This window comes from Streptococcus sp. V728 (genome assembly GCF_052077995.1).
Classification (GTDB): domain Bacteria; phylum Bacillota; class Bacilli; order Lactobacillales; family Streptococcaceae; genus Streptococcus; species Streptococcus infantis_B.
Genome location: NZ_JBQJJH010000002.1, coordinates 350,343 through 372,255 on the forward strand (window position 1 = coordinate 350,343; position 21,913 = coordinate 372,255).

The window sequence follows — 21,913 nt, forward strand, 5'->3', positions numbered from 1 at the left end:
CAGGCTACCGCCCACCTCTTCTTAATATTCTTTTTTGTTATAGCCAAAGTCAGCCAAATCCAGCTTTTTATCACGCCAGTTTTTCTTGACCTTAACCCAGGTTTCTAGGAAAACCTTATCTCCTAGCATAAGTTCGATATCTTTACGAGCCATGGTACCAATTTTCTTAAGCATGGCACCACCTTTACCGATGACAATTCCTTTTTGGCTGTCGCGTTCAACCATGATGGTTGCTCGGATATGAACTTTATCAGACTCCTCATCTCGTTTCATAGAGTCTACCACCACTGCAACTGAATGTGGAATTTCTTCACGAGTTAAGTGTAACACTTTTTCACGAATCATCTCAGAAACCAAGAAACGTTCTGGATGGTCTGTAATTTGGTCTGCTGGGAAATATTGGAATCCTTCTTCAAGGTTTTCACTGAGAATGTCGATTAGACGAGAAACATTATTTCCTTGAAGAGCTGAAATTGGCACAATTTCCTTAAAGTCCATCTGATTACGGAAATCATCGATTTGAGCTAAAAGTTGATCAGGGTGAACCTTGTCAATTTTATTCACCACCAAAATCACAGGAACCTTAGCAGCTTTGAGGCGTTCGATAATCATATCGTCCCCCTTCCCTCGTGGTTCATCTGCTGGCACCATAAAAAGAACTGTATCGACTTCACGAAGAGTGCTATAGGCTGACTCTACCATGAAATCTCCAAGAGCTGTCTTAGGTTTGTGAATCCCTGGGGTATCGATAAAGACAATCTGTTCCTTATCGGTCGTGTAGATCCCCATAATCTTGTTGCGCGTTGTCTGCGCCTTGTCACTCATGATGGCAATTTTTTGCCCCATGACATGATTCAAAAAAGTTGACTTCCCAACATTGGGACGTCCTAAAATGGCTACAAAGCCTGATTTAAATGTCATAGTTACCTCTATAATGTTTAAAATATCAAATCCCAAATCCTAGGGATGAAAATGATAAGTCCAGTCACTGCAGCAAATAAAGACACAACAAGAACTGCACCTGCAGCCATGTCTTTAGCCTTCTTTGCAAGCATATCGAAGTGATAATGGCTAGCCAAATCCACTACATTTTCAATAGCAGAATTCAAAATCTCAAAAGCAATTACTAAAAAAATGCTTAATAGGAGAAAGAGCCATTCAATTCTGGAAACTTGAAAAACAATGCCTGCAAGTAGAACTAAGAGAGAAGTCACCGCATGCTTTCTCATATTACGCTCTTCTTTTATGGCAGTAAAAATACCTGTCAGGGCAAAATCTAAACTTGAAAGCAAGTCGCGATTCTTCCATTTTCGTTTATTGTCTTGTGAGTCCATAGGCTGTTAAAATTTCTTCTTGTAAACCGAACATCTCCGCTTCTTCTTCCGGAGTGTAGTGATCATAACCGTTTATATGTAAAAATCCATGAACCGCTAGGAAGCCCATTTCACGTTCAAAACTATGACCGTACTCTTCAGCTTGCTCATGCGCTTTATCAATTGAAATGAATAACTCGCCGATATAAGAATCAAATTCTGACATCATTTCTGCTAAGTCAGGATCTTCTGCCAAATCCTCTTCGTCAAAGGTAATCTCTAATTCAGGTTTGTATTCAAGACTAATAACGTCTGTTGGACGGTCAGTATCACGAAACTCTAAATTGAGTACATGACTGCGTTCATTGGTAACAAAAGTGACTGCCATCTCCTTGTCTTCTTTTCCAATTTTTTTAGCAGCAAATTCCAAAATTTCTTTTGTTTGCTTTAAAATTTCTTTAGAAACCTGACCAGTTTCATCTACCATTTCAATATACATGTGCTTCTCGATTCTCTTTACTTGGCCTTATTATACCATATTTTTATGATTTTATTCTACCTTTTTGATATAATACTATGGAATACATTCATAAGGAGAGAACCATGTCATTTGATGGATTTTTTTTACACCACATGGTTGAGGAATTGCGAGCTGAACTACTAAACGGTCGCATTCAAAAGATTAATCAACCCTTTGACCAAGAATTGGTCTTACAAATCCGTAGCAATCGCCAAAGTCATCGTCTGCTCCTTTCTGCTCACCCTGTTTTTGGACGCATCCAGTTGACAGAAACGACCTTTGAAAACCCTGCTCAACCTTCTACCTTTATCATGGTTTTGAGGAAATATTTACAGGGTGCTGTTATCGAGTCTATCGAGCAGATTGAAAACGATCGAATCGTTGAAATCACTGTTTCTAACAAAAATGAGATCGGAGACGATATTCAAGCCACCCTCATCATTGAGATTATGAGTAAACATAGTAATATTCTCCTTGTAGATAAGTCTAGCAACAAAGTTCTTGAGGTTATCAAACACATTGGTTTCTCTCAAAATAGTTACCGTACACTCCTACCTGGTGCAACGTACATAGCCCCTCCAAGCACAGATGCTCTAAACCCCTTTACCATCAAAGATGAAAAACTCTTTGAAATTCTCCAAACACAGGAATTAACAGCGAGAAACATTCAAAGTCTGTTTCAAGGACTAGGTCGTGATACGGCGAATGAATTGGAAAATTTATTAGTTAATGATAAACTTTCTAATTTCCGTAACTTTTTTAAACAAGAAACTAAACCTTGCCTAACAGATAAGTCTTTTTCTTGTGTCCCTTTTTCTAATGCTATTGATGATCATTTTTCAAGTCTTTCTCAATTACTTGATGTTTTTTACAAAGATAAGGCTGAACGTGACCGTGTGAAACAACAAGCTAGTGAACTTATTCGCCGAGTTGAAAATGAACTACAAAAAAATCGCCAAAAACTTAGGAAACAAGAAAAAGAACTTCAGGCTACCGAAAATGCGGAAGAATTCAGACAAAAAGGGGAGTTACTAACGACTTTCCTTCATCAAGTCCCAAACGACCAAGACCAAGTCGTCTTAGATAACTACTATACCAATCAACCCATCACTATCGCTCTTGATAAAGCATTGACACCTAATCAGAATGCGCAAAAATACTTCAAACGATATCAGAAGTTAAAAGAGGCTGTTAAATATCTGACAGAGTTGATAGAGGAAACCAAGGCTACTATTCTTTATCTGGAAAGCGTAGAAACTGTTCTAAACCAAGCTGGACTAGATGAGATTGCTGAAATTCGTGAGGAATTAATCCAAACTGGATTCATCAGAAGACGTCAACGAGAGAAAATCCAGAAGCGGAAAAAACCTGAGAAGTATCTGGCTAGTGACGGTAAAACCATTATCCTCGTTGGACGAAATAACCTGCAGAACGAAGAATTGACCTTTAAAATAGCTCGTAAAGAAGAACTTTGGTTCCATGCCAAGGATATACCAGGAAGCCACGTCGTCATCTCAGGAAATCTTAATCCTACTGATGAAGTGAAGACAGATGCTGCAGAACTTGCAGCCTACTATTCGAAAGGACGCCTCTCAAATCTCGTTCAAGTTGACATGATTGAGGTTAAAAAGCTTAATAAACCAACCGGCGGAAAACCAGGATTCGTGACTTATACTGGTCAAAAAACGCTTCGTGTCACACCTGATCCTGATAAGATTCATTCCATGAAACTGTAAAATAAATTCTTATAGTCCAACTCTTACTACTTCATTTTTGTACAAAAATAGGAGGGAGCTCTATGCTACGGCATATTAAATCAACAATAACTATCATATTCGGAGCTGCTATCTTCGCCTTCGGACTCACCTATTTTGTTGTTCCACATCATTTATTTGAAGGTGGAGCCACAGGGATTACCTTGATTACCTACTATCTCTTTAATATCCCTATCTCATTGATGAACATCATCATTAACATCCCGCTCTTTATTCTCGCTTGGAAAATTTTTGGACTAAGATCACTATATTCCAGTCTACTTGGAACCATTGCCGTCTCCGTCTGGTTAGCTATCTTTGAGAAGATTCCTCTTCAGTTTAATCTTGAAGGTGATTTAGTTATCGTAGCTTTGGTCTCAGGAGTACTCCTAGGTGTTGGACTTGGTGTTATTTTCAACGCGGGTGGAACAACTGGTGGTACTGATATCGTCGCTCGTATCCTTAATAAATATACCAATATTTCAGTCGGAAAATTACTTTTTGGCTTAGACTTCTTCATTCTTATGCTAATTTTAATTATCTTCCAAGATCTACGTTTAGTAACCTATACTCTTCTATTCGACTTTATAGTATCTCGAGTTATCGATTTGATTGGAGAGGGTGGTTATGCTGGTAAAGGCTTCATGATTATCACACAAAAGCCAATGGAACTAGCTGATAAAATTAATGATGAACTTGGTCGAGGTGTAACTTTTATCTCCGGTCAAGGTTACTACAGTAAAAACGATTTAAAGATTGTCTACTGTATTGTAGCTAGAAATGAAATGGTTAAGATGAAAGAAATGATTCATTCTGTAGATCCTATGGCTTTTATCACTATTACTGAAGCCCATGAAATCCTAGGGGAAGGATTTACATTTGACCCAAGGTAAACTAGCAATTTAAAACAGAAAAGCAACCTAATCATAGGATTGCTTTTTTATTTCAATATACAAAAAAACAGAAGAGCATGCTCTTCTGTTTTAATAGATATTATTTTTCAGCTGACAATGCTGCCATTGTGATGTAGTTGTATGGTTTGTTGAAGTGTGGCAAGAAGAATAGATCAGTCAATGCCAATTTATCAATTGTAACATGTTCTTGGATAGCAAGTGAGAACATGTGGATAGCCATACTGATTGCTGAATCGCGAGATACCATTTGAGCACCAAGGATTTCACGGCTGTCGCGATCAAAAACAATCTTGATAGCAACTTCATGGTTATCATGTTTCATAAATTCTGGTTTTTGAAGGTCGTTAAATCCAGTTTCAGTTGCATTGTAGCCTGCAGCTTTAGCTTTTTCAAGTGTCAAACCAGTTGAAACCATGTGAAGACCATAGATAGAGATACCATTTGAGCCTTGAACACCGATTCCTTCAAGTTCATGTCCACAAGCGTTGTAAGCAGCGACAATACCAGTACGAACGGCGTTTGAAGCAAGTGCGATGTAGCTAGTGTCTTTACGAGCGTTGTCATAAACAGTCGCACAGTCACCAATAGCGTATACACCTGGGATTGATGTTTCTTGTTTCTTGTCAACAAGGAAAGCACCGTTACGGAAGAGTTCGATCTTACCGTCAGCAAGAGCAGTGTTTGGACGGAAACCAACTGCAAGAACAACCATATCAACGTCAAATGTTTCTTTGTCAGTTACCAAGCGTTCAACTTTACCTTCACCTTCGATAGCTTTAACAGTTTGTCCAAGAGCCAAACGGATGTTGTGGTCTTCCAAGTTTTTAGCCATCATTTGTGTGAAGTCTTTGTCATAGTATCCGTTCAATACTGTGTCAACGATATCAACAAGGACAACTTCTTTTCCAAGACGTTCGAAAGCTTCAGCAAGCTCAACACCAATGTAACCACCACCAACTACAGCGATACGTTCAAGGTGTTTGCTCTTATCAGCAAGTTTGTTGATAACTTCTTCAGCATTTTGGTATAACTTAACAAATTGTACGTTTTCAAGAGTTGCTTTGAACTCACGGTTACCTTTAACAATTTCAACACCTTCAATTGGAGGCAAAATTGGTGTAGAACCAGTAGCCAAGATCAACTTATCGTATGATTCTTTGTGTTCTTTTCCTTCAACTTCTGCAGTAACAACTTTGTTATCGTAGTCGATTGAAAGTACAGGTGAGTTCATGTAAATTTTCGCACCTTTAGCTTCAAGCGTTTCTTTATCAGAGTAGAACAAGCCTTCAGGACCGTCGATTTGCTCACCGATCCAAAGAGCCATTCCACATCCAAGGAATGAAATATTTGAGTTTTGGTCAAATACAACGATCTCGTTTTCGTTTCCAAAATTGTCCAACATTGTGTTGATACATGCAGTTCCAGCGTGGTTAGCACCCACAACTACGATTTTACTCATAAGATAATTCCTACCTTTTATTTAAAATTTTTTACTGTACTAGTATATCATTTTCTGTTAGCGTTTACAAGTTTTTTGTTTGAAATTACTTAATTTTGACTAGAATTAAATATTAATTTATTATAAAAAAAACTTATCAAGAGTATTATTTTTCATAATTATGTTTTTAAGCATTTTTCTTGACTTTTTGTTAAAAATAAATTGTGAAAACGCTGACTTTATGATATTCTATTTATATGGAAATGAAATATAAATCTTTAGAATACTATCAATTCAAGATTTAAACTCTTTCCAATCGATTTGAAGGGAGTTGATTTTTTGCCTCTCAGTTCATCATCTGAGCGATTAATGGGAACTACGATTACTATTTCCTTAGTACATGAACAAGCGGATAATCTTCTCCGTCAAGCTTTTAATTTGCTCAAGGAACTTGAATTCCGTTTCAATGCTAACAGTACTGAATCTGAATTAATGGAAATTAACTATCAGGCAGGTATTGCCCCAGTTAAAGTCCACCCTGATTTGCTTGAACTGATTTCATTAGGTCTAGAACAAAGTCAAGCACCTAAAAGTCATCTCAATATCAGTATCGGTCCTTTGGTTCAAACCTGGCGTATTGGTTTTTCCGACGCAAAGGTTGCTAGTCCTGAAGAGATTGCTTCTGTTCTACCATTGATAAACCCCAGTTATATCAAACTCGATTCAATACATTCCACAGTTTTCCTAGAAAAAAAGGGAATGAAAATTGACTTAGGATGTTTAGCGAAGGGCTATAGTGCAGATAAGGTTGCTGCTTTCCTGAGAGAAAAAGGTGTCACCTCTGCTCTTATCAATCTTGGAGGAAACATCCTCACAATTGGGAACAATCAATCAAAAGATGGACGTCCGTGGCAAATCGGCATTCAAGATCCAAATAATCCACGCGGTAATCACCTGATGACCTTATCTATTACTGGAAAATCAGTTGTTACATCTGGGATTTATGAACGGCATCTTGAAATCAATGGTAAGGATTATCATCACATTTTCGATAGTGAAACAGGTTATCCCATTGAAACGGATTTAGCCAGTTTAACCATTGTATCTGACCGTTCAGTCGACGGTGAGATATGGACCACTCGTTTGTTTGGCGAACGTAGCGCCTCTATTATGTGGCAAGTCGAAAATATTGATGGTATCGAAGCCATCCTCATTGACAAAGATGGACATGTCGCTTGTTCATCTGGTATCCAACGGTAATTAATTAATAATGCAAAAGAGAAAGGAAAGCCCATGCTTAAACTTATTGCTATTGTAGGAACAAACTCAAAACGTTCCACAAACCGCCAACTGCTTCAATATATGCAGAAACACTTTGCTGACAAAGCAGAAATCGAATTGGTAGAAATTAAAGATCTACCTGTATTTAACAAACCAGCTGACAAACAAATCCCAGCTGAAGCTACGGAAATCGCTGCTAAAATCGAAGCTGCTGATGGAGTTATTATCGGTACACCTGAATACGATCACTCAATCCCAGCTGTTCTTATGAGCGCTCTTGCTTGGATTTCATATGGTGTATTCCCACTTTTGAACAAACCTGTTATGATTACAGGTGCTTCATACGGTACACTTGGTTCTTCACGTGCTCAATTGCAACTTCGTCAAATTCTAAATGCTCCTGAAATCAAAGCAAATGTTCTCCCAGATGAATTCTTGCTTTCTCATTCTCTTCAAGCATTTGATCAGAATGGTGACTTGGTAGATCTTGATGTTATCAAGAAATTGGATGCCATCTTTGATGACTTCCGTATCTTTGTTAAAGTTACTGAAAAATTGCGTAACGCTCAAGAACTTCTTCGCAAAGATGCTGAAGACTTTGACTGGGAAAAATTGTAAGATAGGAGATCGAAAGAATGAAATTTGTTGGACTTGTTGGATCAAACTATGATCAATCATATAACCGCAAACTCTTGGAATTCATCCGCCGTCAGTTTAAATTTAAATTTGAACTAGAAGTTTTGGAAATCGATGAAGTTCCAATGTTTAACCAAGACGAAAAATGGGATGACAGCTTCCAGTTGCGCCTTCTTTACAACAAAATTACTCGTGCCGATGGTGTAATCATTGCAACTCCTGAACACAACCACACTATTTCTGCTTCACTTAAGTCTGTACTTGAATGGCTTTCATTTGAAGTTCATCCATTTGAAAACAAACCAGTTATGATTGTGGGTGCATCATACTATGACCAAGGAACTTCACGTGCTCAAGTTCACCTTCGTAAAATTCTTGATGCACCAGGAGTGAATGCCTACACATTGCCAGGTAATGAATTCCTCCTTGGAAAAGCTAAAGAAGCTTTTGACGCTAATGGAAACATTATTAACGAAGGAACAGTTAAATTCCTTGAAACTTGCTTAGATAACTTTGTCAAATACGTAGGAGTCGTTTCTAAATTGAAAAAACCAAAACCAATTGAACCAGAAGACTTGGATTGTGGCAAACCAATCGCTACAACTATTACAGAGGTTGATCCAGACGATCCAAACTGGGTAGAAAAAGTTGCAGAAATCACAGGTGCTGTTTCAGGTGATACATATGTTAAACTTGACCATGGTATCTTGACTGTTAACCAGATTGATATGTTCTTGAAAGCTATGCCTTTTGAATTGACATACGCTGACGATAACAATCAATTCCTCTACTATAACAATGCCCACCAAGACCCTAATACTATGTTTGCGAAGCGAGTTCCTTCCCAATCAGGCGGTCGTATGTCTACTATTCATGGTTCACTCCCTCCAGCACGTATGAAAAATGTAGAGTGGGTTATCGGAACACTTCGCAATGGCAACCAAGAATACGTACGTACAATTGTTCCTGGTTCACCTGCAGGTGTTATCAATACTCACAACTACCAAGCTATGTACTATCCTGATGGATCATATGCTGGTATCAATGAAATTGTCTTTAACTTCCAACCATGGCTTGATTGGTACTTGAAAGAAACCGGTCAACGTTTGGTAGGAGGTAGCGGCCCATTTGCTCCTGCTGGAGGACATGGTGATGCTGATGCTACTTCTGGTGCATCTGACGCTGGAGGACATAGTGATGCTGATGCTACTTCTGGTGCAAGTAACTAAAAAATAACCCAAAGGAACCAAATGGTTCCTTTTTTCAATATAAAAAACTTCGGTTAGCAGACACTAACCGAGGTTTTATTTAGCTTATGAATTGGGATCGTCTAGACTTCGACCGTGTAAACCTTTTTCGCGTTGCACTTGACGAAGCTTTTCAGGTGTAACGTCATTTCCTTCCTCATCCACGATTTTAATTCCTTCAACGTGGTGACGAACCGCACGACGATAGCCTTCGATATACTCTTCACGAAGTTTGGCTTGTTCTACTTTTTCTTCAGCAGTCAACCCTTCTGTTTTTTTCTTTTTAGCAAGCTCATTAATACGAGCAATTTTTTCTGGTGTCATATTAAGACCTCCAATTATTTTTTATTTTGTATTGAGAAGATTGAAAGCAGCCACTGTTTTTGCTTTATTTACAAGCTCAGCAAGAATAGCTAAACGGTTATTCTTCACATCCACATCCTCTGCCATAACCATTGTATTATCAAAGAAAGCATCAATTACTGGACTAAGAGCAAATAGTTGCGTTAATTTATCACTAGCTGAACCTTGCAATTCAAGACTTTCTACTGCTTGAGCAAGTTCTTTTTCTTGTTCATTTTCAAAAAGACTTGCATCGACTTTAACCAAACCATTTGCTTTTTCAGCTAAATTAAAGGCACGAGATAGAGACTCAACTGATGATTTGTAATCTTCAGTATTTGCAGCTTCGCTTAAAGCTTCTGCAGCTTCAATCATATCAGAAACAACAAAATTCGAACTTGCGAGAACAGCTTCTTTGATATCTTTTGCAGTAGAACCCATCATCTTATCAACACGAGCTTTAATGAAGTTAAGCACTTCTTCTTGATTATCATAAGTTAGACTTTCAAATGATAAGGCATAAAGGCTCGCAATCAATTCGTCCATTGGAATCTTCCAACCAAAGTCTTCCAAGATTCGAACAATTCCTTGTGTTGCACGTCGAAGAGCATATGGGTCGTTTGAGCCTGATGGAATCAAGCCAACCGAGAAGAAAGATAAGAGAGTATCTAATTTATCAGCTAGTGCAAGGATAGCCCCGACTTTAGACTCAGGAAGGGCTCCGTCAGCTGAATCTGGAAGATAGTGCTCGCGAATGGCTTGCGCAACTGTAGGATTTTCACAAGCAAGCAGAGCATACTTCTCACCCATGATTCCTTGAAGCTCATCAAATTCACCTACCATACCAGTCAAGAGATCAAACTTATAAATAGCTGCAGCACGTGCCAAATCTACAGTTTCATCAACTGATAAGCCAGCTTTTTCTGCTAGAAGGATCGCAATTTGCCCGGTACGGATCATGTGTTCACGTAATGAACCAATCTTTTCATGGAAAGTTACATGAGATAATTTAGCTACAAGATCTTCAATCTTCAATTTTTGGTCTTCACGCCAGAAGAATTCTCCATCTTCTAAACGAGCCACCAAGACTTTCTCATTTCCTCGAACAACATTTTCTAAGTGCTCAGCATTCCCATTACGAACTGAGATGAAGTTTGGTTTAAGATTCCCTTCAAGGTCACGGACAACAAAGTAGCGTTGATGAGTTTCCATTGAAGTAACCAAAACTTCTTCTGGAACTTCTAGGTATTTAGGGTCAAAATTCCCCATGAAGGCAGTTGGGTATTCAACCAAATTCAAAACTTCATTTAAAAGACCTTCATCAACCTGAACTTGAACACCTTGTTCTACTTCAATAGCCTTGATTTGTTCCCGAATCATATTTTCGCGTTCAATGCTATCAGCAATGACATAAACTTTACGCAAATCTTCTTCGTAACTATCAGCATGACGAATTTCCACTTCATGTCCAAGGAAACGATGTCCACGGCTAATTCGTCCCGAATGAATATCTAGAAAGTCCATATCAAGAGCTTCATCATCCAAAAGGACGATCAAAGTATGGACCGGACGAATGTATTCAAAGGTATTATTTGCCCAGTGCATACTTACTGGGAAGCTAAGGCTAGCCAATACCTCTGGAATTCCTGTCAATACTTCCTCAGCTGGTTTTCCAGCTTCATGTTTAGTCACGTAGACATATTCTTCACCCTTAATTTCACGGAATTCAATATCATCCACAGTTAAGCCTTTTCCACGGACAAATCCTTGAGCAGCTTTAGAAAAGTTCCCATCTGCGTCCAAGGCGATTTTCTTTGAAGGACCTTTAAAATCTTCAGTCAAATCTGTTTGTTGGTCTGCTAAACCAAGTACACGAACAGCCAAACGACGTGGTGTTGAGAAAGTTTGAATTCCTTCGTATGAAAGGCGATTTTCATCTAAGAAAGCTGCCATTTTTTCACCTAGTTGTTTTTCACTTGGTGTGACAACGTAGGCTGGTAACTCTTCGAGTCCTAGTTCTACTAATAAGTTTTTTGTCATGTTTTTTCCTTTACACAATTAATGTTCTTCAACAAGACCTTTAGTAGTGGGGGACGCAAGCAAACCTTCGGTTTCATTGCTAACTGTCAAGCCTTAAGTCTCGTCAGTTCCCCAGTCGGATAAGAAACTTCTTATCCGACTTTCACTACAGCGGTCTTGTTTTATTTAGCGACCTACGGTCGACTTTCAGTCATTTATTCCTGTAATTCTGTCTATTCTTCCTCTTCTGCTAGGAGTTTTGCGCGTGTGGCTTCATCTAGAAGTGGGTAGCCGAGTTTCTTGCGTTCTGCAACGAAGGTTTTGGCTACGACACGAGCCAAGTTACGGATGCGGGCAATGTAACCTGCACGTTCTGTAACTGATACCGCTCCACGAGCATCAAGCAAGTTGAAGGTATGTGAACATTTCAAAACGTAATCATAGGCAGGGTGAACAAGACCCAATTCCAAAGCACGTCCTGCTTCTTTTTCAAATTTCTCAAAGTTTTCAAGCAACATATCTTGATCTGAAACTTCAAAGCTGTATTTTGAATGCTCGTATTCTGGTTGAAGGAAGATTTCTCCGTATTTCACTCCTGGAGCCCACTCAATATCGTAAACTGAGTCTACTTCTTGAATATAAGAAGCCAAACGTTCCAATCCGTAGGTAACCTCAGCAGTAACAGGACCTGTTGCCAAACCACCTACTTGTTGGAAGTAAGTGAACTGAGTGATTTCCATACCATCAAGCCATACTTCCCATCCAAGACCAGCTGAACCAGTTGATGGGTTTTCCCAGTTATCTTCAACGAAACGAATATCGTGTTCCAAAGGATTGATTCCCAATTTCTCCAACGACTCAAGGTAGAGTTCTTGGATGTTTGAAGGTGATGGTTTCATAACCACTTGGAATTGGTGGTGTTGGTAAAGACGGTTTGGGTTTTCCCCGTAACGACCATCTGCTGGACGACGAGATGGCTCTACATAAGCAGCATTCCATGGCTCAGGACCGATGGCACGGAGGAAAGTATAAGGACTCATGGTTCCCGCACCCTTTTCATTATCATAAGCCTGCATCAGCATACAACCCTGGTCATTCCAGTATTGTTGCAAAGTCAAAATAATTTCTTGGAAGGTTAGTTTTTTAGACATCTTCTACTCCTTTTTTAAATTCTAACGACTTTGGATACAAAAAGAACCAAGTCTCTGCTCCTAAGTCTGTGACCTAGGGGCGTCAAAAACGCGGTTCCACCCTAATTTATTACTTCATTATTTTTCATTAAAATACCAAAAGCGCCACACTTATCTCTTAACCACCTGACTCCCACTACCACAGGCTCGCTTAGGATCTACTGATAAGATATTCTTTCTTGCCATCTATTATAACAAAAAGGAATTAAAAAGTAAATTTTTTACATAAGGAATCACTACTAAATAATCTAAAGATAGATCAACTATTGTTCTTGTAACACTTTTCGGACAAAAGAAAAACCACTACTCCTAAGAATAGTGGTTTAATCATGTTTTTTAGCTACAAGTGTAGTCGCTCTATTATTTAAGAGTAACTGAAGCTCCAGCTTCTTCCAATTTAGCTTTGATTTCTTCAGCTTCTGCAGTTGGAACGCCTTCTTTGATGACACCTGGTGCACCATCAACAAGTTCTTTAGCTTCTTTAAGTCCAAGACCAGTGATTTCACGTACAACTTTGATAACGCCAACTTTTTTGTCACCAGCAGCTGTTAATTCAACGTCAAATGAGTCTTTAGCAGCACCAGCGTCAGCAGCACCAGCTGCAGCAACAGCTACAGGAGCAGCTGCAGTTACACCAAATTCTTCTTCGATAGCTTTTACAAGGTCGTTCAATTCAAGGATTGAAGCTTCTTTAATTTCAGCAATAATGTTTTCAATGTTCAATGCCATTGTTATTTCCTCCAAAATAAGTTTAATTTTAATTTTTATAATTTTTTGTAGCTAGGCTACGCTGCGTAGCTTATGATTAAGCTGCGTCTTCTTTGTTGTCTGCAACCGCTTTGACTGCAAGAGCAACGTTGCGAACTGGCGCTTGAAGTACAGAAAGGAGCATAGAAAGAAGTCCTTCGCGGTTTGGAAGAGTTGCAAGAGCAACGATTTCTTCTTTTGATGCGACAGCGCCTTCGATTGCACCACCTTTGATTTCAAGTGCTTCAGCGTTTTTAGCAAAGTCGTTCAAGATTTTCGCTGGTGCGATAACATCTTCGTTAGAAAATGCTACTGCAGATGGTCCAACAAAAACAGATGCAAGATCTTCAAGACCAGCTTTTTCAGCTGCACGACGTAAGATTGAGTTTTTAATAACTTTATACTCAACTTCGCTTCCACGAAGCTCACGACGAAGAACTGTATCTTGTTCAACTGTCAAACCACGAGCGTCTACAACGACGATTGATGCAGCAGCTTTCATTTTCTCAGCTACTACGTCAACTAGTTCCGCTTTCTTAGCAATAATTGCTTCACTCATTAGTGTGTTCACCTCCGTAATTATTTTGCTTGGGGAATTTTTCCAAAAGAAAAACGCGCCCAAACCTAGACACGAAAGTACAATACGCTTCTTTTTACATGATACGTTTTGTCCTCGGTAGGATATTTATGAGTCGAGCTCCCCTACTGTCTTAGGCAGTTTTTTCAAACCGTTAATAAGTATATCACACTTGTTACTTCAAAGCAAGTCTTTTTGTAAAAAAAATTGATTATTTTTTGTCCTGCTTCTACTGATGTTTATGGAAGAAAATAATTAGATTTTATCATTGAATGGAAAAGATTGGTACCAAGGTAGTATAGATTAAGAGCGCATGAAAGATCAACATTAACACATGAAATATAAATGGAGAATTTTCTGTTATTTGGATATCCTGATTACTTTTTTGACTATCTAAGAAACAAGTTAAGGACAAGAAAAGTAAAATGATTCCGTAAATGATGCTAATATGAAAAAGAATTTCACCTATAACTGCAAAATAGAGGAAACCGAATATGGGAATCGAGAAAAGGAATAGTCCTAAGGATCCAAATGCAATTCTAATTAAAGATATAATCAAAAAACTATAGGCTGTAAATGTTGTGAATTTTGATACTTGGAATCCTATTTTTTTCTGCTTAGATATAAAATGAATGATAAAAATTGGATAAAGAATATCTATCATCTTGACTCTCTGCTCTTTCTAAGATACTTTACTTTATTTTAACTATTTTTTCCTCAAAATTCAATTTCTCTCTTGACGGGGAAAAATATATAGTGTACTATACAACAGTATATACAGATAAAAGGAGTTATGATGAATACAAAAAAGAAAACCCAATTCATGACTTTAACCGCATTGCTGACAGCTATCGCTATTTTGATTCCTATAGTGATGCCATTTAAAATCGTTATCCCACCCGCTTCCTACACTCTTGGAAGTCACGTAGCTATTTTTATCGCTATGTTTCTCTCGCCTTGGATGGCAATTTTTGTCATCATTGCTTCTAGTATCGGCTTCCTGCTAGCGGGTTATCCAATTGTCATCGTACTTCGCGCCTTCTCTCATATCTTCTTTGGAACCCTGGGAGCTTTCTACCTTCAAAAACATCCTCAAACCTTGGACAACAAGAAATCTTCCTTGATTTTTAACTTTGTACTTGGTATAGTACATGCTATCGCGGAAGTCTTTGCTTGTATCATCTTTTATGCAAGTACAGGAACTGTCCTAAAAAACATGTTCTATGTTCTCTTTGTATTAGTTGGTTTTGGAACTATTGTTCATAGTATGATAGACTATTACTTGGCACTGGCTGTGTATAAAGCCTTAAAAAACGCCGTTAAGAAAGTAAAACATGACTAAAGACCGCAAAGAATCACTTATTAAACTTTTAAAGGAAGCTCAAAAGCCAATGAACGGCCAAAATTTAGCAGAACATTTTCACGTGACTCGACAGATCATTGTCCAGGATATCGCTGTGTTGCGTGCTAATGGGGCTCCCATTCTATCAACCAATCGTGGCTATATTTATAAAGAAAATAAAGCCAATTCTTTTGTTCATAAACTCTTTAAGGTTAAACATAGAGAGGAAGATATGGAGCAGGAACTACTTGCTATCGTTGATAACGGAGGTCGGGTGCAAAATATTCTCATTGATCATCCTGTCTACGGTGAAATCGAAACCCTTCTCAAGTTGAGTTGTAGACGCGATGTCGAGCACTTTTTAAACCAGGTCAAGACGTCTGATTTCCGTCCTTTATCTGAATTAACAGATGGCGTCCATTATCACCTAGTCGAAGCTGAAAACGAACAAGACCTCCTCTATATCGAGAAGGCCTTGGACAAGTTAGGATATTTGGTAAAAGACTAAAATATTTCCTTTTCCCATCCGTCTTCGGTACGATGACGGTAGAAAAATTCTGACTTATCTGGAGCTTCCATCATCTCCATCAAAGGTAACATATCATAGGCCAGATCCAAATTTGGAATCTGGTCTTTTTGTACCCAGGAAACTTCTCCTTCTTCTGAAGAACGGAGAGCCCCAGTAAACTCAGTCGCCTTGTAACAAAAGACAATGTAACGCTCACCTGTATCTAACGGCCAATTTTTAATGCCGACAAGTTGGGGATTTCGAATCGTCAGACCTGTCTCTTCATAGATTTCTCGGATAACTGACTCTGCAAAAGCCTCTCCATTTTCAACGTGACCTCCTGGAAAGGCATAGCCAGACCAGTGGTTGGTTTCAGGTGATCGATACTGCATAACCACGCGCTTCTTTTCTAGATCTTCAATCATACAAATATTGGTAAGAATGGTTAATTGTGCTCGGGACATAGGACTCACTTTCTAATCTTTAATTCTCTATCATATATTTAATTTTAGACTTCATAAACAAGGGATTAATCCAGTCGTGATATTCTCGAATATCATCAAGAAAAGATCCTCTATTAATCCTTATCTCCTTGTCTTTAGTATTAACTTGATAGTCTATACTGACAGGAATCGATGAGTCTGGAATGAAAGATAGGAAAAAGAATATCATCAACCAGATTAAAAGTGCAAAAAAACCACTGAGAGCCTGAAAAATAAGATGATGCCATTGAAAAATTCTAGTCTTATAGAAGATTGTCCATGGATGAATAAACAAGGTTAAGCCAAGGGCCAAAAACCAGATATTCCACACGATAGGTGTAAAAGCTAAACCGAACAAACCTAAGATAAAATGAATCAGTACAAATACCAGGAACAAAAGGTAAATAATTCTAAAAACAGTTAGATGTTTCGTCATGATTAACTCCTTTTCTTTTCAATATATTTCATTACTAGAGTTATAATAAATGCCAAACTGAAAAAGATCAGATAGGTTGCTATAGGGAACCAGATATAGCGGTGATCTAGGGATAAGAGAGATGGCAAAATCCCTTTACTATTTTTTCCACCAACCCCGATAAAGAGATGGACTATTAAACCTATACTATTAAGATAGATAAATAAATCTGCATATCTTTTTATTGTCATCCTTGCCCCAGACAAGTCTAGGAACCAATAGTCAAATAATCGATACACCAGACAAAAAAGATTTAAATATAATGGAAAACTATAATTGATATCTCTATAGGGCGACGGAATAGGAAGACTATTAAAAATAAGATTAATACCTACTCCTAATCCTAAGATGAGACCAAGGATCAGGAAAAAGCCTATAATTTTATGAGAATCTAGCCAGAGCTGAAAACTTTCTTTCCTTGATAGATCCTTTTTTGTATTTGATTTTCTTTGATTATTTTTCATTTGAGTGGATTTTCCCCATTTTCTTCTTCTCTCTTTTTGTTATCAAGATGCTTGGAAATTAAAATGATCAACATAGCCACAAGAAAGAAGACTACATAGGTAAGAATAGGAAACCAGATGTAGCGGCGGTCTACAGTTAGCAAGGGAGGAATAGTCTTTCTATTTCGACCCATTATTCCGAAAAATGAGTGAAACAACAAACCTACTCCATTTAGGTACAAGAATGGATCTGCAAAATCTTGTATTGTCAGCATTCCATCGAAATTATCTCTAAAAACACCTTGATAAAGCATGTTCACTAAGAAGATAAGATTCAGAAAGAGCGGAAAGACATAATTGAAGTTTTGATAGGGTTTTGAAACAAGAGTTGTCCCAAGCCACAAATAGATTATCCCAAAAGCTGATAAAAAAATATACTACTATCTAATAGAAAGGCTATTTTTGAATGCTGTAGCAACCACAACTTTACTTTATCCGGCCAACTTATTTTTTGATTTGGCTTATAGTATTTTTTTGATTTTTTCTGTGTACTGTCTTTCTTACTCATTGCTTTTTAATCTTTCGTGTTAATAACTGTTCAAAGAGATTTATATTATAATCTCATTTTTGAGATACAATCTGATAAGTTTAATTTTATCAGCTAAATCCTACCAGTTCTGTTTTTTTCGTAACTTATAAGTTTATGATTCTGAATTTTTAAAGAGACACTGCTTCCTGAACGATAACCTTTAGCACCATAGTAGTAAGAGACAGTATAAATAGCATCTGGCAACTCTGCACTATCAATCCCATTTGAAATAAATTTTGTAAAATAATCTTCTTCTTTAAATTTTTCTCAACTTAACGATAAGGAATTTTCGAACTTTCTATCTCTATATCGGGATTAGCAAGTTTGAGATAAGGAGCAATATAGTCTGCATCCGTAACCTTTGGACCTAGAATTACTTTTGAGTATTTCAAAGGTAATAAATTGATGTATACAAATAAAGCATATCGCCCATCCTCCTTTGATTCTAAGTGAATATATTTCCTAAAATCATCATAACCGGATTCCTCATTTTCACTTAGGCCAATACTACCTGATAAACTTATGATTTCTTCTATTTTAATTCTATCATCTGTTAAGTGCTTCGGATTAAGTAGTCGCTCTATTTCCGAATCATCAAAGTTGATTAGTATACGAAACTCACTCTCATATTCATAATCAGACACCTTAAAAAGGTAAGATATTTTTGCTAAATTTTTAAAGATAGTTGTCATTATCAATTTGCTCTCTTTAGTATGTCTACCTTTTAATTCCTTAATTACCCTTTTTAATTCATTAAGTTTTTTAACAATATCAGAATCGTCTTCCCTTGTATTGTTTAAATAGAATATTCTCACAAATTCTAATGCTTCATGTTCAATTATTTTTTGCAAATACTTCTTATCGTACTGTAAAAATGCACCTCTAGATTCTTCTGCATATTCTTTCCACATTGGAAGACTATCTGATATAGTTGTCATTGAAGATAAGAAGACATTGGAATTCTGATAGCATTCCGATGAATCTTCTATTTCCAAGTAATCATAGACAGCTCTTCCTTCCATAGGATCATTTAATTGTTTAGAATTTGTTAATCTCAAATACGCAGGTTTACTTGCATCGCCAGATTTTATTGTTTTAATTAAATGATTCGTTAAAGTTTCAATTTTAGTATAATGACCAAATTCTTCACTATTTTCAAGGTCTTGAGCATTAATTGTCAAAAGTGAGCGAATTTTATCTATGAGAGTGTTTGCAATTTTCCCCAATTCATCTACTTGAATTTCTTGTAAATTTCTTTTCTCTTCATCTTGTATTTCATTCTCTTTCTCTAATATCTTAAGAATTGCACTTTTCCAAATATCTGAGTCTTCATAACTCAATATAGTTTTAAGTGTTTCTATAGATTCTTTGATAATATCTGTATGTTTAGTCTCTAACCACATCAAATAAAATCTTACAGTATAATGATCAGGATTATTTTTATAAAACTGATTAATTATATCTAAATGTTCCGCTTTAAAAAACTTTACGATGTTATCAAGTTGAAAATATTGAAAAGCTATGGAGCCGAATGGAAAATTTAAAAGAATTATATCACAAACAGATACTAAATCTTGTTTTATTTGTTCTTTTACTCTTTCAAAATCTTTACCTTTTTCAAAAATTGTCAGCATTATATTGAGTATGCCATAACAAACAAATTCATCAATACCATTTAAATCAAGATTTTTAATACGTTTAATAATTAAAAAGAAAATGCTATCATCATACAAAAAGTCTTCAAAGTCCTCAACTACAATATTTTTTCCCATATAGTTGTTCAAAGACCGTAAGTAATTATATAGAATATCAGCATCAATAGAAGCTTCAGCATTTTCTTTAATTAATGATTCTGCATCCAATAAAAAATTCTTAAAAATTGTTTTATCGACAAGGTTACTAAATTCTAATATTATATATAAAGTTGTTTCTAATTTTTCCCATTTTTCTTTTGGAGAAAATTGTAAAAAAGCTTCAGTTATATTCTTAATTTTCTCTACTTTACTATCTATGTTATCTAAAGACCGTATGTCAGTTTCTAATTCAAAATAGTAAGCACCATTTTTATAAGCATCTAATATATCCATTTCTTTTTTCCTTTCCCTAATCCAACGCCTTGACTTCCAACATCATATCACGGATTTGCGCTGCCAACTCGAAATCAAGCACTTCTACGGCTTCTTGCATTTGTTTTTCCAGTTTCTTAATCAATTCTTTGCGTTCTTGTTTGTTAAGACTATTGATATCGACTTCTTTGTCTTCTTCCTTAGCAACAGCTTTTGTAACAGAAATCAAGTCACGGATTTCCTTCTTGATAGTTTGTGGGACAATACCATGCTCTTCATTATAAGCCATTTGAATCTTACGACGACGGGCTGTTTCATCGATAGCTTTTTGCATGGATTGAGTCATAGTATCAGCATACATAATCACATGTCCTTCACTATTACGGGCAGCACGACCGATGGTTTGGATTAGACCACGTTCATTTCGGAGGAAACCTTCCTTGTCAGCATCAAGAATGGCAACCAAACTTACCTCTGGAACGTCAATCCCTTCACGAAGGAGGTTAATCCCGATTAAGACATCAAAAACGCCAAGACGCAAATCACGAATAATCTCCGTTCGCTCCAAGGTCTTGATATCCGAGTGCATGTACTTGACTTTGATGCCCATTTCTTTGAAATAGTCAGTCAAATCTTCTGCCATTTTCTTGGTCAAGGTAGTAATAAAGGTACGCTCGTTCTTTTCAACACGGGCATTGATTTCACCTAAGAGGTCATCAATCTGTCCCATAGTTGGGCGCACTTCCACTTCTGGATCCAAAAGACCTGTTGGACGGATGATTTGCTCAATCACGGTGTCTGTTTGCTCCATCTCGTAATCACCTGGCGTCGCTGAAACGTAGACAATCTGATGAACATGACTTTCAAATTCTTCACGACGAAGAGGACGGTTGTCTAGGGCAGAAGGTAAACGGAAACCATAATTAACCAACATTTCCTTACGAGAACGGTCTCCATTATACATCCCTTTAATTTGCCCCATGGTCATATGACTCTCATCTATCATAATCAAAAAATCATCAGGGAAGAAATCAAGAAGCGTATACGGAGGCTCTCCTTCGCTTCGTCCATCCATGTGACGGGAGTAGTTTTCGACACCATTTGTATAACCCATTTCACGGAGCATCTCAATATCATACTCCGTACGCTGTTTCAAACGCTGGGCTTCAAGGAGCTTACCTTCCTTCTCAAAGATAGCTAACTGCTCCTCCAACTCAGCCTCAATCTTAGCAATAGCTACTTCCATGTGGTCGTCATTGGTCATAAAGTGAGTGGCTGGGAAAATCGCCAAATGGTCCACTTCACCAAGGACTTGACCAGTTAGAGCTTCAACCTCACGGATGCGGTCTATCTCGTCCCCAAAGAACTCAACCCGGAAGGCATGTTCATCACGCGAAGCAGGGAAAATCTCTACCACATCGCCACGTACACGGAATTTCCCACGTTGAAAGTCAATATCATTACGTTCGAACTGAATATCAACCAAGTCATTCAAAAGTTTGTCACGAGAAATCTCAAGTCCTGGTCGCAGACTCACCACACTATCAGCATATTCCTTAGGAGAACCCAACCCATAGATACAAGAAACAGATGCGACAACGATGACATCGTTGCGTTCTAATAGAGCTGATGTTGCTGAGTGACGAAGCTTATCAATCTCGTCATTAACAGAGCTGTCCTTCTCAATGTAGGTATCGCTAGATGGCACATAAGCCTCAGGCTGATAATAATCATAGTAGGAAACAAAATACTCGACAGCATTCTCTGGGAAAAATTCTTTGAACTCCCCATAGAGCTGGCCTGCTAGGGTCTTATTGTGGGCGATGACTAGAGTTGGTTTATTAACTTTGGAAATCACCTGACTCATGGTATAGGTTTTCCCTGTACCAGTCGCCCCCATCAAGATTTGAGCTTTTTCACCACCCTCGATGTTATCTACCAACTGCTCAATAGCCTGCGGTTGATCCCCAGACGGTTGGTATTTAGATACTAGTTTAAATTTATTGTCTGTAATTCTATTGATCATAATA

21 protein-coding genes and 1 other annotated feature are annotated in these 21,913 nt (G+C 37.6%); of the genes, 7 read left to right on the forward strand and 14 right to left on the reverse strand.

All coding sequences use genetic code 11. The features are described 5' to 3' along the window. Positions 1–21 precede the first annotated feature (21 nt). The 3 genes from era to ybeY are packed head-to-tail and all read right to left on the reverse strand — an operon-like array spanning position 22 to position 1,812. Positions 22–921, reverse strand: a complete 900-nt coding sequence (era, locus tag ACTO1Y_RS03120) for a GTPase Era (RefSeq protein ID WP_006150601.1) — start codon at positions 919–921, stop codon at positions 22–24. Positions 922–938: 17 nt separating this feature from the next. After that, a complete protein-coding gene (locus ACTO1Y_RS03125; protein WP_441348313.1) occupies positions 939–1,334 on the reverse strand; it encodes a diacylglycerol kinase family protein in 396 nt (131 codons plus the stop codon). Next, entirely contained in the window at positions 1,315–1,812 is a 498-nt protein-coding gene (gene ybeY, locus ACTO1Y_RS03130; protein ID WP_441348314.1) for an rRNA maturation RNase YbeY, read from the reverse strand. Before ybeY ends, ACTO1Y_RS03125 begins: the two co-directional genes overlap by 20 nt. 104 nt (positions 1,813–1,916) lie before the next feature. On the opposite strand from ybeY, the gene ACTO1Y_RS03135 reads away from it, so the two are divergent. Both ACTO1Y_RS03135 and ACTO1Y_RS03140 read left to right on the forward strand, forming a co-directional pair. Beyond that, complete coding sequence (locus tag ACTO1Y_RS03135) at positions 1,917–3,569, forward strand: Rqc2 family fibronectin-binding protein (protein WP_441348315.1); 1,653 nt, start codon at positions 1,917–1,919, stop codon at positions 3,567–3,569. A 62-nt stretch (positions 3,570–3,631) separates the two neighbouring features. Next, positions 3,632–4,480 carry a YitT family protein gene (locus ACTO1Y_RS03140; protein ID WP_303943719.1) on the forward strand — a complete coding sequence of 283 codons (849 nt, stop codon included), beginning with the start codon at positions 3,632–3,634 and terminating at the stop codon, positions 4,478–4,480. A gap of 100 nt (positions 4,481–4,580) precedes the next feature. On the opposite strand, the gene nox is transcribed toward ACTO1Y_RS03140, so the two are convergent. Further along, on the reverse strand, positions 4,581–5,960 hold the full coding sequence (gene nox / locus ACTO1Y_RS03145) for a H2O-forming NADH oxidase (protein ID WP_441348316.1): 1,380 nt from the start codon (positions 5,958–5,960) through the stop codon (positions 4,581–4,583). A 318-nt stretch (positions 5,961–6,278) separates the two neighbouring features. On the opposite strand from nox, the gene ACTO1Y_RS03150 reads away from it, so the two are divergent. Genes ACTO1Y_RS03150 through ACTO1Y_RS03160 form a run of 3 tightly spaced genes read left to right on the forward strand, consistent with a single transcriptional unit; the run spans position 6,279 to position 9,085 of the window. Continuing rightward, positions 6,279–7,199: an FAD:protein FMN transferase gene (locus ACTO1Y_RS03150; protein WP_441348317.1), complete on the forward strand. Its 921-nt coding sequence runs from the start codon at positions 6,279–6,281 to the stop codon at positions 7,197–7,199. 33 nt (positions 7,200–7,232) lie between these two features. Next, positions 7,233–7,838: an NADPH-dependent FMN reductase gene (locus tag ACTO1Y_RS03155; protein WP_006150642.1), complete on the forward strand. Its 606-nt coding sequence runs from the start codon at positions 7,233–7,235 to the stop codon at positions 7,836–7,838. A 17-nt stretch (positions 7,839–7,855) separates the two neighbouring features. Next, positions 7,856–9,085, forward strand: coding sequence for an NAD(P)H-dependent oxidoreductase (locus tag ACTO1Y_RS03160; protein ID WP_441348318.1), 1,230 nt, complete (start codon positions 7,856–7,858; stop codon positions 9,083–9,085). A gap of 84 nt (positions 9,086–9,169) precedes the next feature. On the opposite strand, the gene ACTO1Y_RS03165 is transcribed toward ACTO1Y_RS03160, so the two are convergent. The 5 genes from ACTO1Y_RS03165 to rplJ all read right to left on the reverse strand — a co-directional run bounded on the left by ACTO1Y_RS03165 (position 9,170) and on the right by rplJ (position 13,960). Next, a complete protein-coding gene (locus ACTO1Y_RS03165) occupies positions 9,170–9,427 on the reverse strand; it encodes a DUF896 family protein (protein ID WP_016465955.1) in 258 nt (85 codons plus the stop codon). Positions 9,428–9,448: 21 nt separating this feature from the next. Further along, positions 9,449–11,485, reverse strand: coding sequence for a glycine--tRNA ligase subunit beta (glyS, locus tag ACTO1Y_RS03170; protein ID WP_441348319.1), 2,037 nt, complete (start codon positions 11,483–11,485; stop codon positions 9,449–9,451). Positions 11,486–11,697: 212 nt separating this feature from the next. Then, entirely contained in the window at positions 11,698–12,615 is a 918-nt protein-coding gene (gene glyQ, locus ACTO1Y_RS03175; RefSeq protein ID WP_000038760.1) for a glycine--tRNA ligase subunit alpha, read from the reverse strand. Positions 12,616–13,014: 399 nt separating this feature from the next. Further along, positions 13,015–13,383 carry a 50S ribosomal protein L7/L12 gene (rplL, locus tag ACTO1Y_RS03180; protein WP_001196964.1) on the reverse strand — a complete coding sequence of 123 codons (369 nt, stop codon included), beginning with the start codon at positions 13,381–13,383 and terminating at the stop codon, positions 13,015–13,017. 76 nt (positions 13,384–13,459) lie between these two features. Next, positions 13,460–13,960 carry a 50S ribosomal protein L10 gene (gene rplJ / locus ACTO1Y_RS03185; RefSeq protein WP_001287274.1) on the reverse strand — a complete coding sequence of 167 codons (501 nt, stop codon included), beginning with the start codon at positions 13,958–13,960 and terminating at the stop codon, positions 13,460–13,462. Between the two features lie 38 nt (positions 13,961–13,998). After that, positions 13,999–14,134, reverse strand: a sequence feature (ribosomal protein L10 leader region). Between the two features lie 640 nt (positions 14,135–14,774). Between rplJ and ACTO1Y_RS03190 the strand changes: the two genes are divergently transcribed. Continuing rightward, a complete protein-coding gene (locus ACTO1Y_RS03190; protein WP_441348320.1) occupies positions 14,775–15,320 on the forward strand; it encodes an ECF transporter S component in 546 nt (181 codons plus the stop codon). After that, positions 15,313–15,828, forward strand: coding sequence for a transcription repressor NadR (locus ACTO1Y_RS03195; protein ID WP_441348321.1), 516 nt, complete (start codon positions 15,313–15,315; stop codon positions 15,826–15,828). The genes ACTO1Y_RS03190 and ACTO1Y_RS03195 overlap by 8 nt, the downstream gene beginning before the upstream one ends. On the opposite strand, the gene ACTO1Y_RS03200 is transcribed toward ACTO1Y_RS03195, so the two are convergent. The 5 genes from ACTO1Y_RS03200 to uvrB all read right to left on the reverse strand — a co-directional run bounded on the left by ACTO1Y_RS03200 (position 15,825) and on the right by uvrB (position 21,909). Beyond that, positions 15,825–16,292 carry an 8-oxo-dGTP diphosphatase gene (locus tag ACTO1Y_RS03200; RefSeq protein WP_441348322.1) on the reverse strand — a complete coding sequence of 156 codons (468 nt, stop codon included), beginning with the start codon at positions 16,290–16,292 and terminating at the stop codon, positions 15,825–15,827. The genes ACTO1Y_RS03195 and ACTO1Y_RS03200 overlap by 4 nt on opposite strands. A gap of 19 nt (positions 16,293–16,311) precedes the next feature. Further along, positions 16,312–16,746, reverse strand: coding sequence for a hypothetical protein (locus tag ACTO1Y_RS03205; RefSeq protein WP_441348323.1), 435 nt, complete (start codon positions 16,744–16,746; stop codon positions 16,312–16,314). A 2-nt stretch (positions 16,747–16,748) separates the two neighbouring features. Continuing rightward, positions 16,749–17,249: a hypothetical protein gene (locus ACTO1Y_RS03210; protein ID WP_441348324.1), complete on the reverse strand. Its 501-nt coding sequence runs from the start codon at positions 17,247–17,249 to the stop codon at positions 16,749–16,751. Positions 17,250–18,089: 840 nt separating this feature from the next. Continuing rightward, positions 18,090–19,904 (reverse strand): DUF2971 domain-containing protein, encoded by a 1,815-nt coding sequence (locus tag ACTO1Y_RS03215; protein WP_441348325.1) that lies wholly within the window; start codon positions 19,902–19,904, stop codon positions 18,090–18,092. A gap of 16 nt (positions 19,905–19,920) precedes the next feature. Further along, complete coding sequence (uvrB, locus tag ACTO1Y_RS03220) at positions 19,921–21,909, reverse strand: excinuclease ABC subunit UvrB (RefSeq protein WP_441348326.1); 1,989 nt, start codon at positions 21,907–21,909, stop codon at positions 19,921–19,923. Positions 21,910–21,913: the final 4 nt, after the last annotated feature.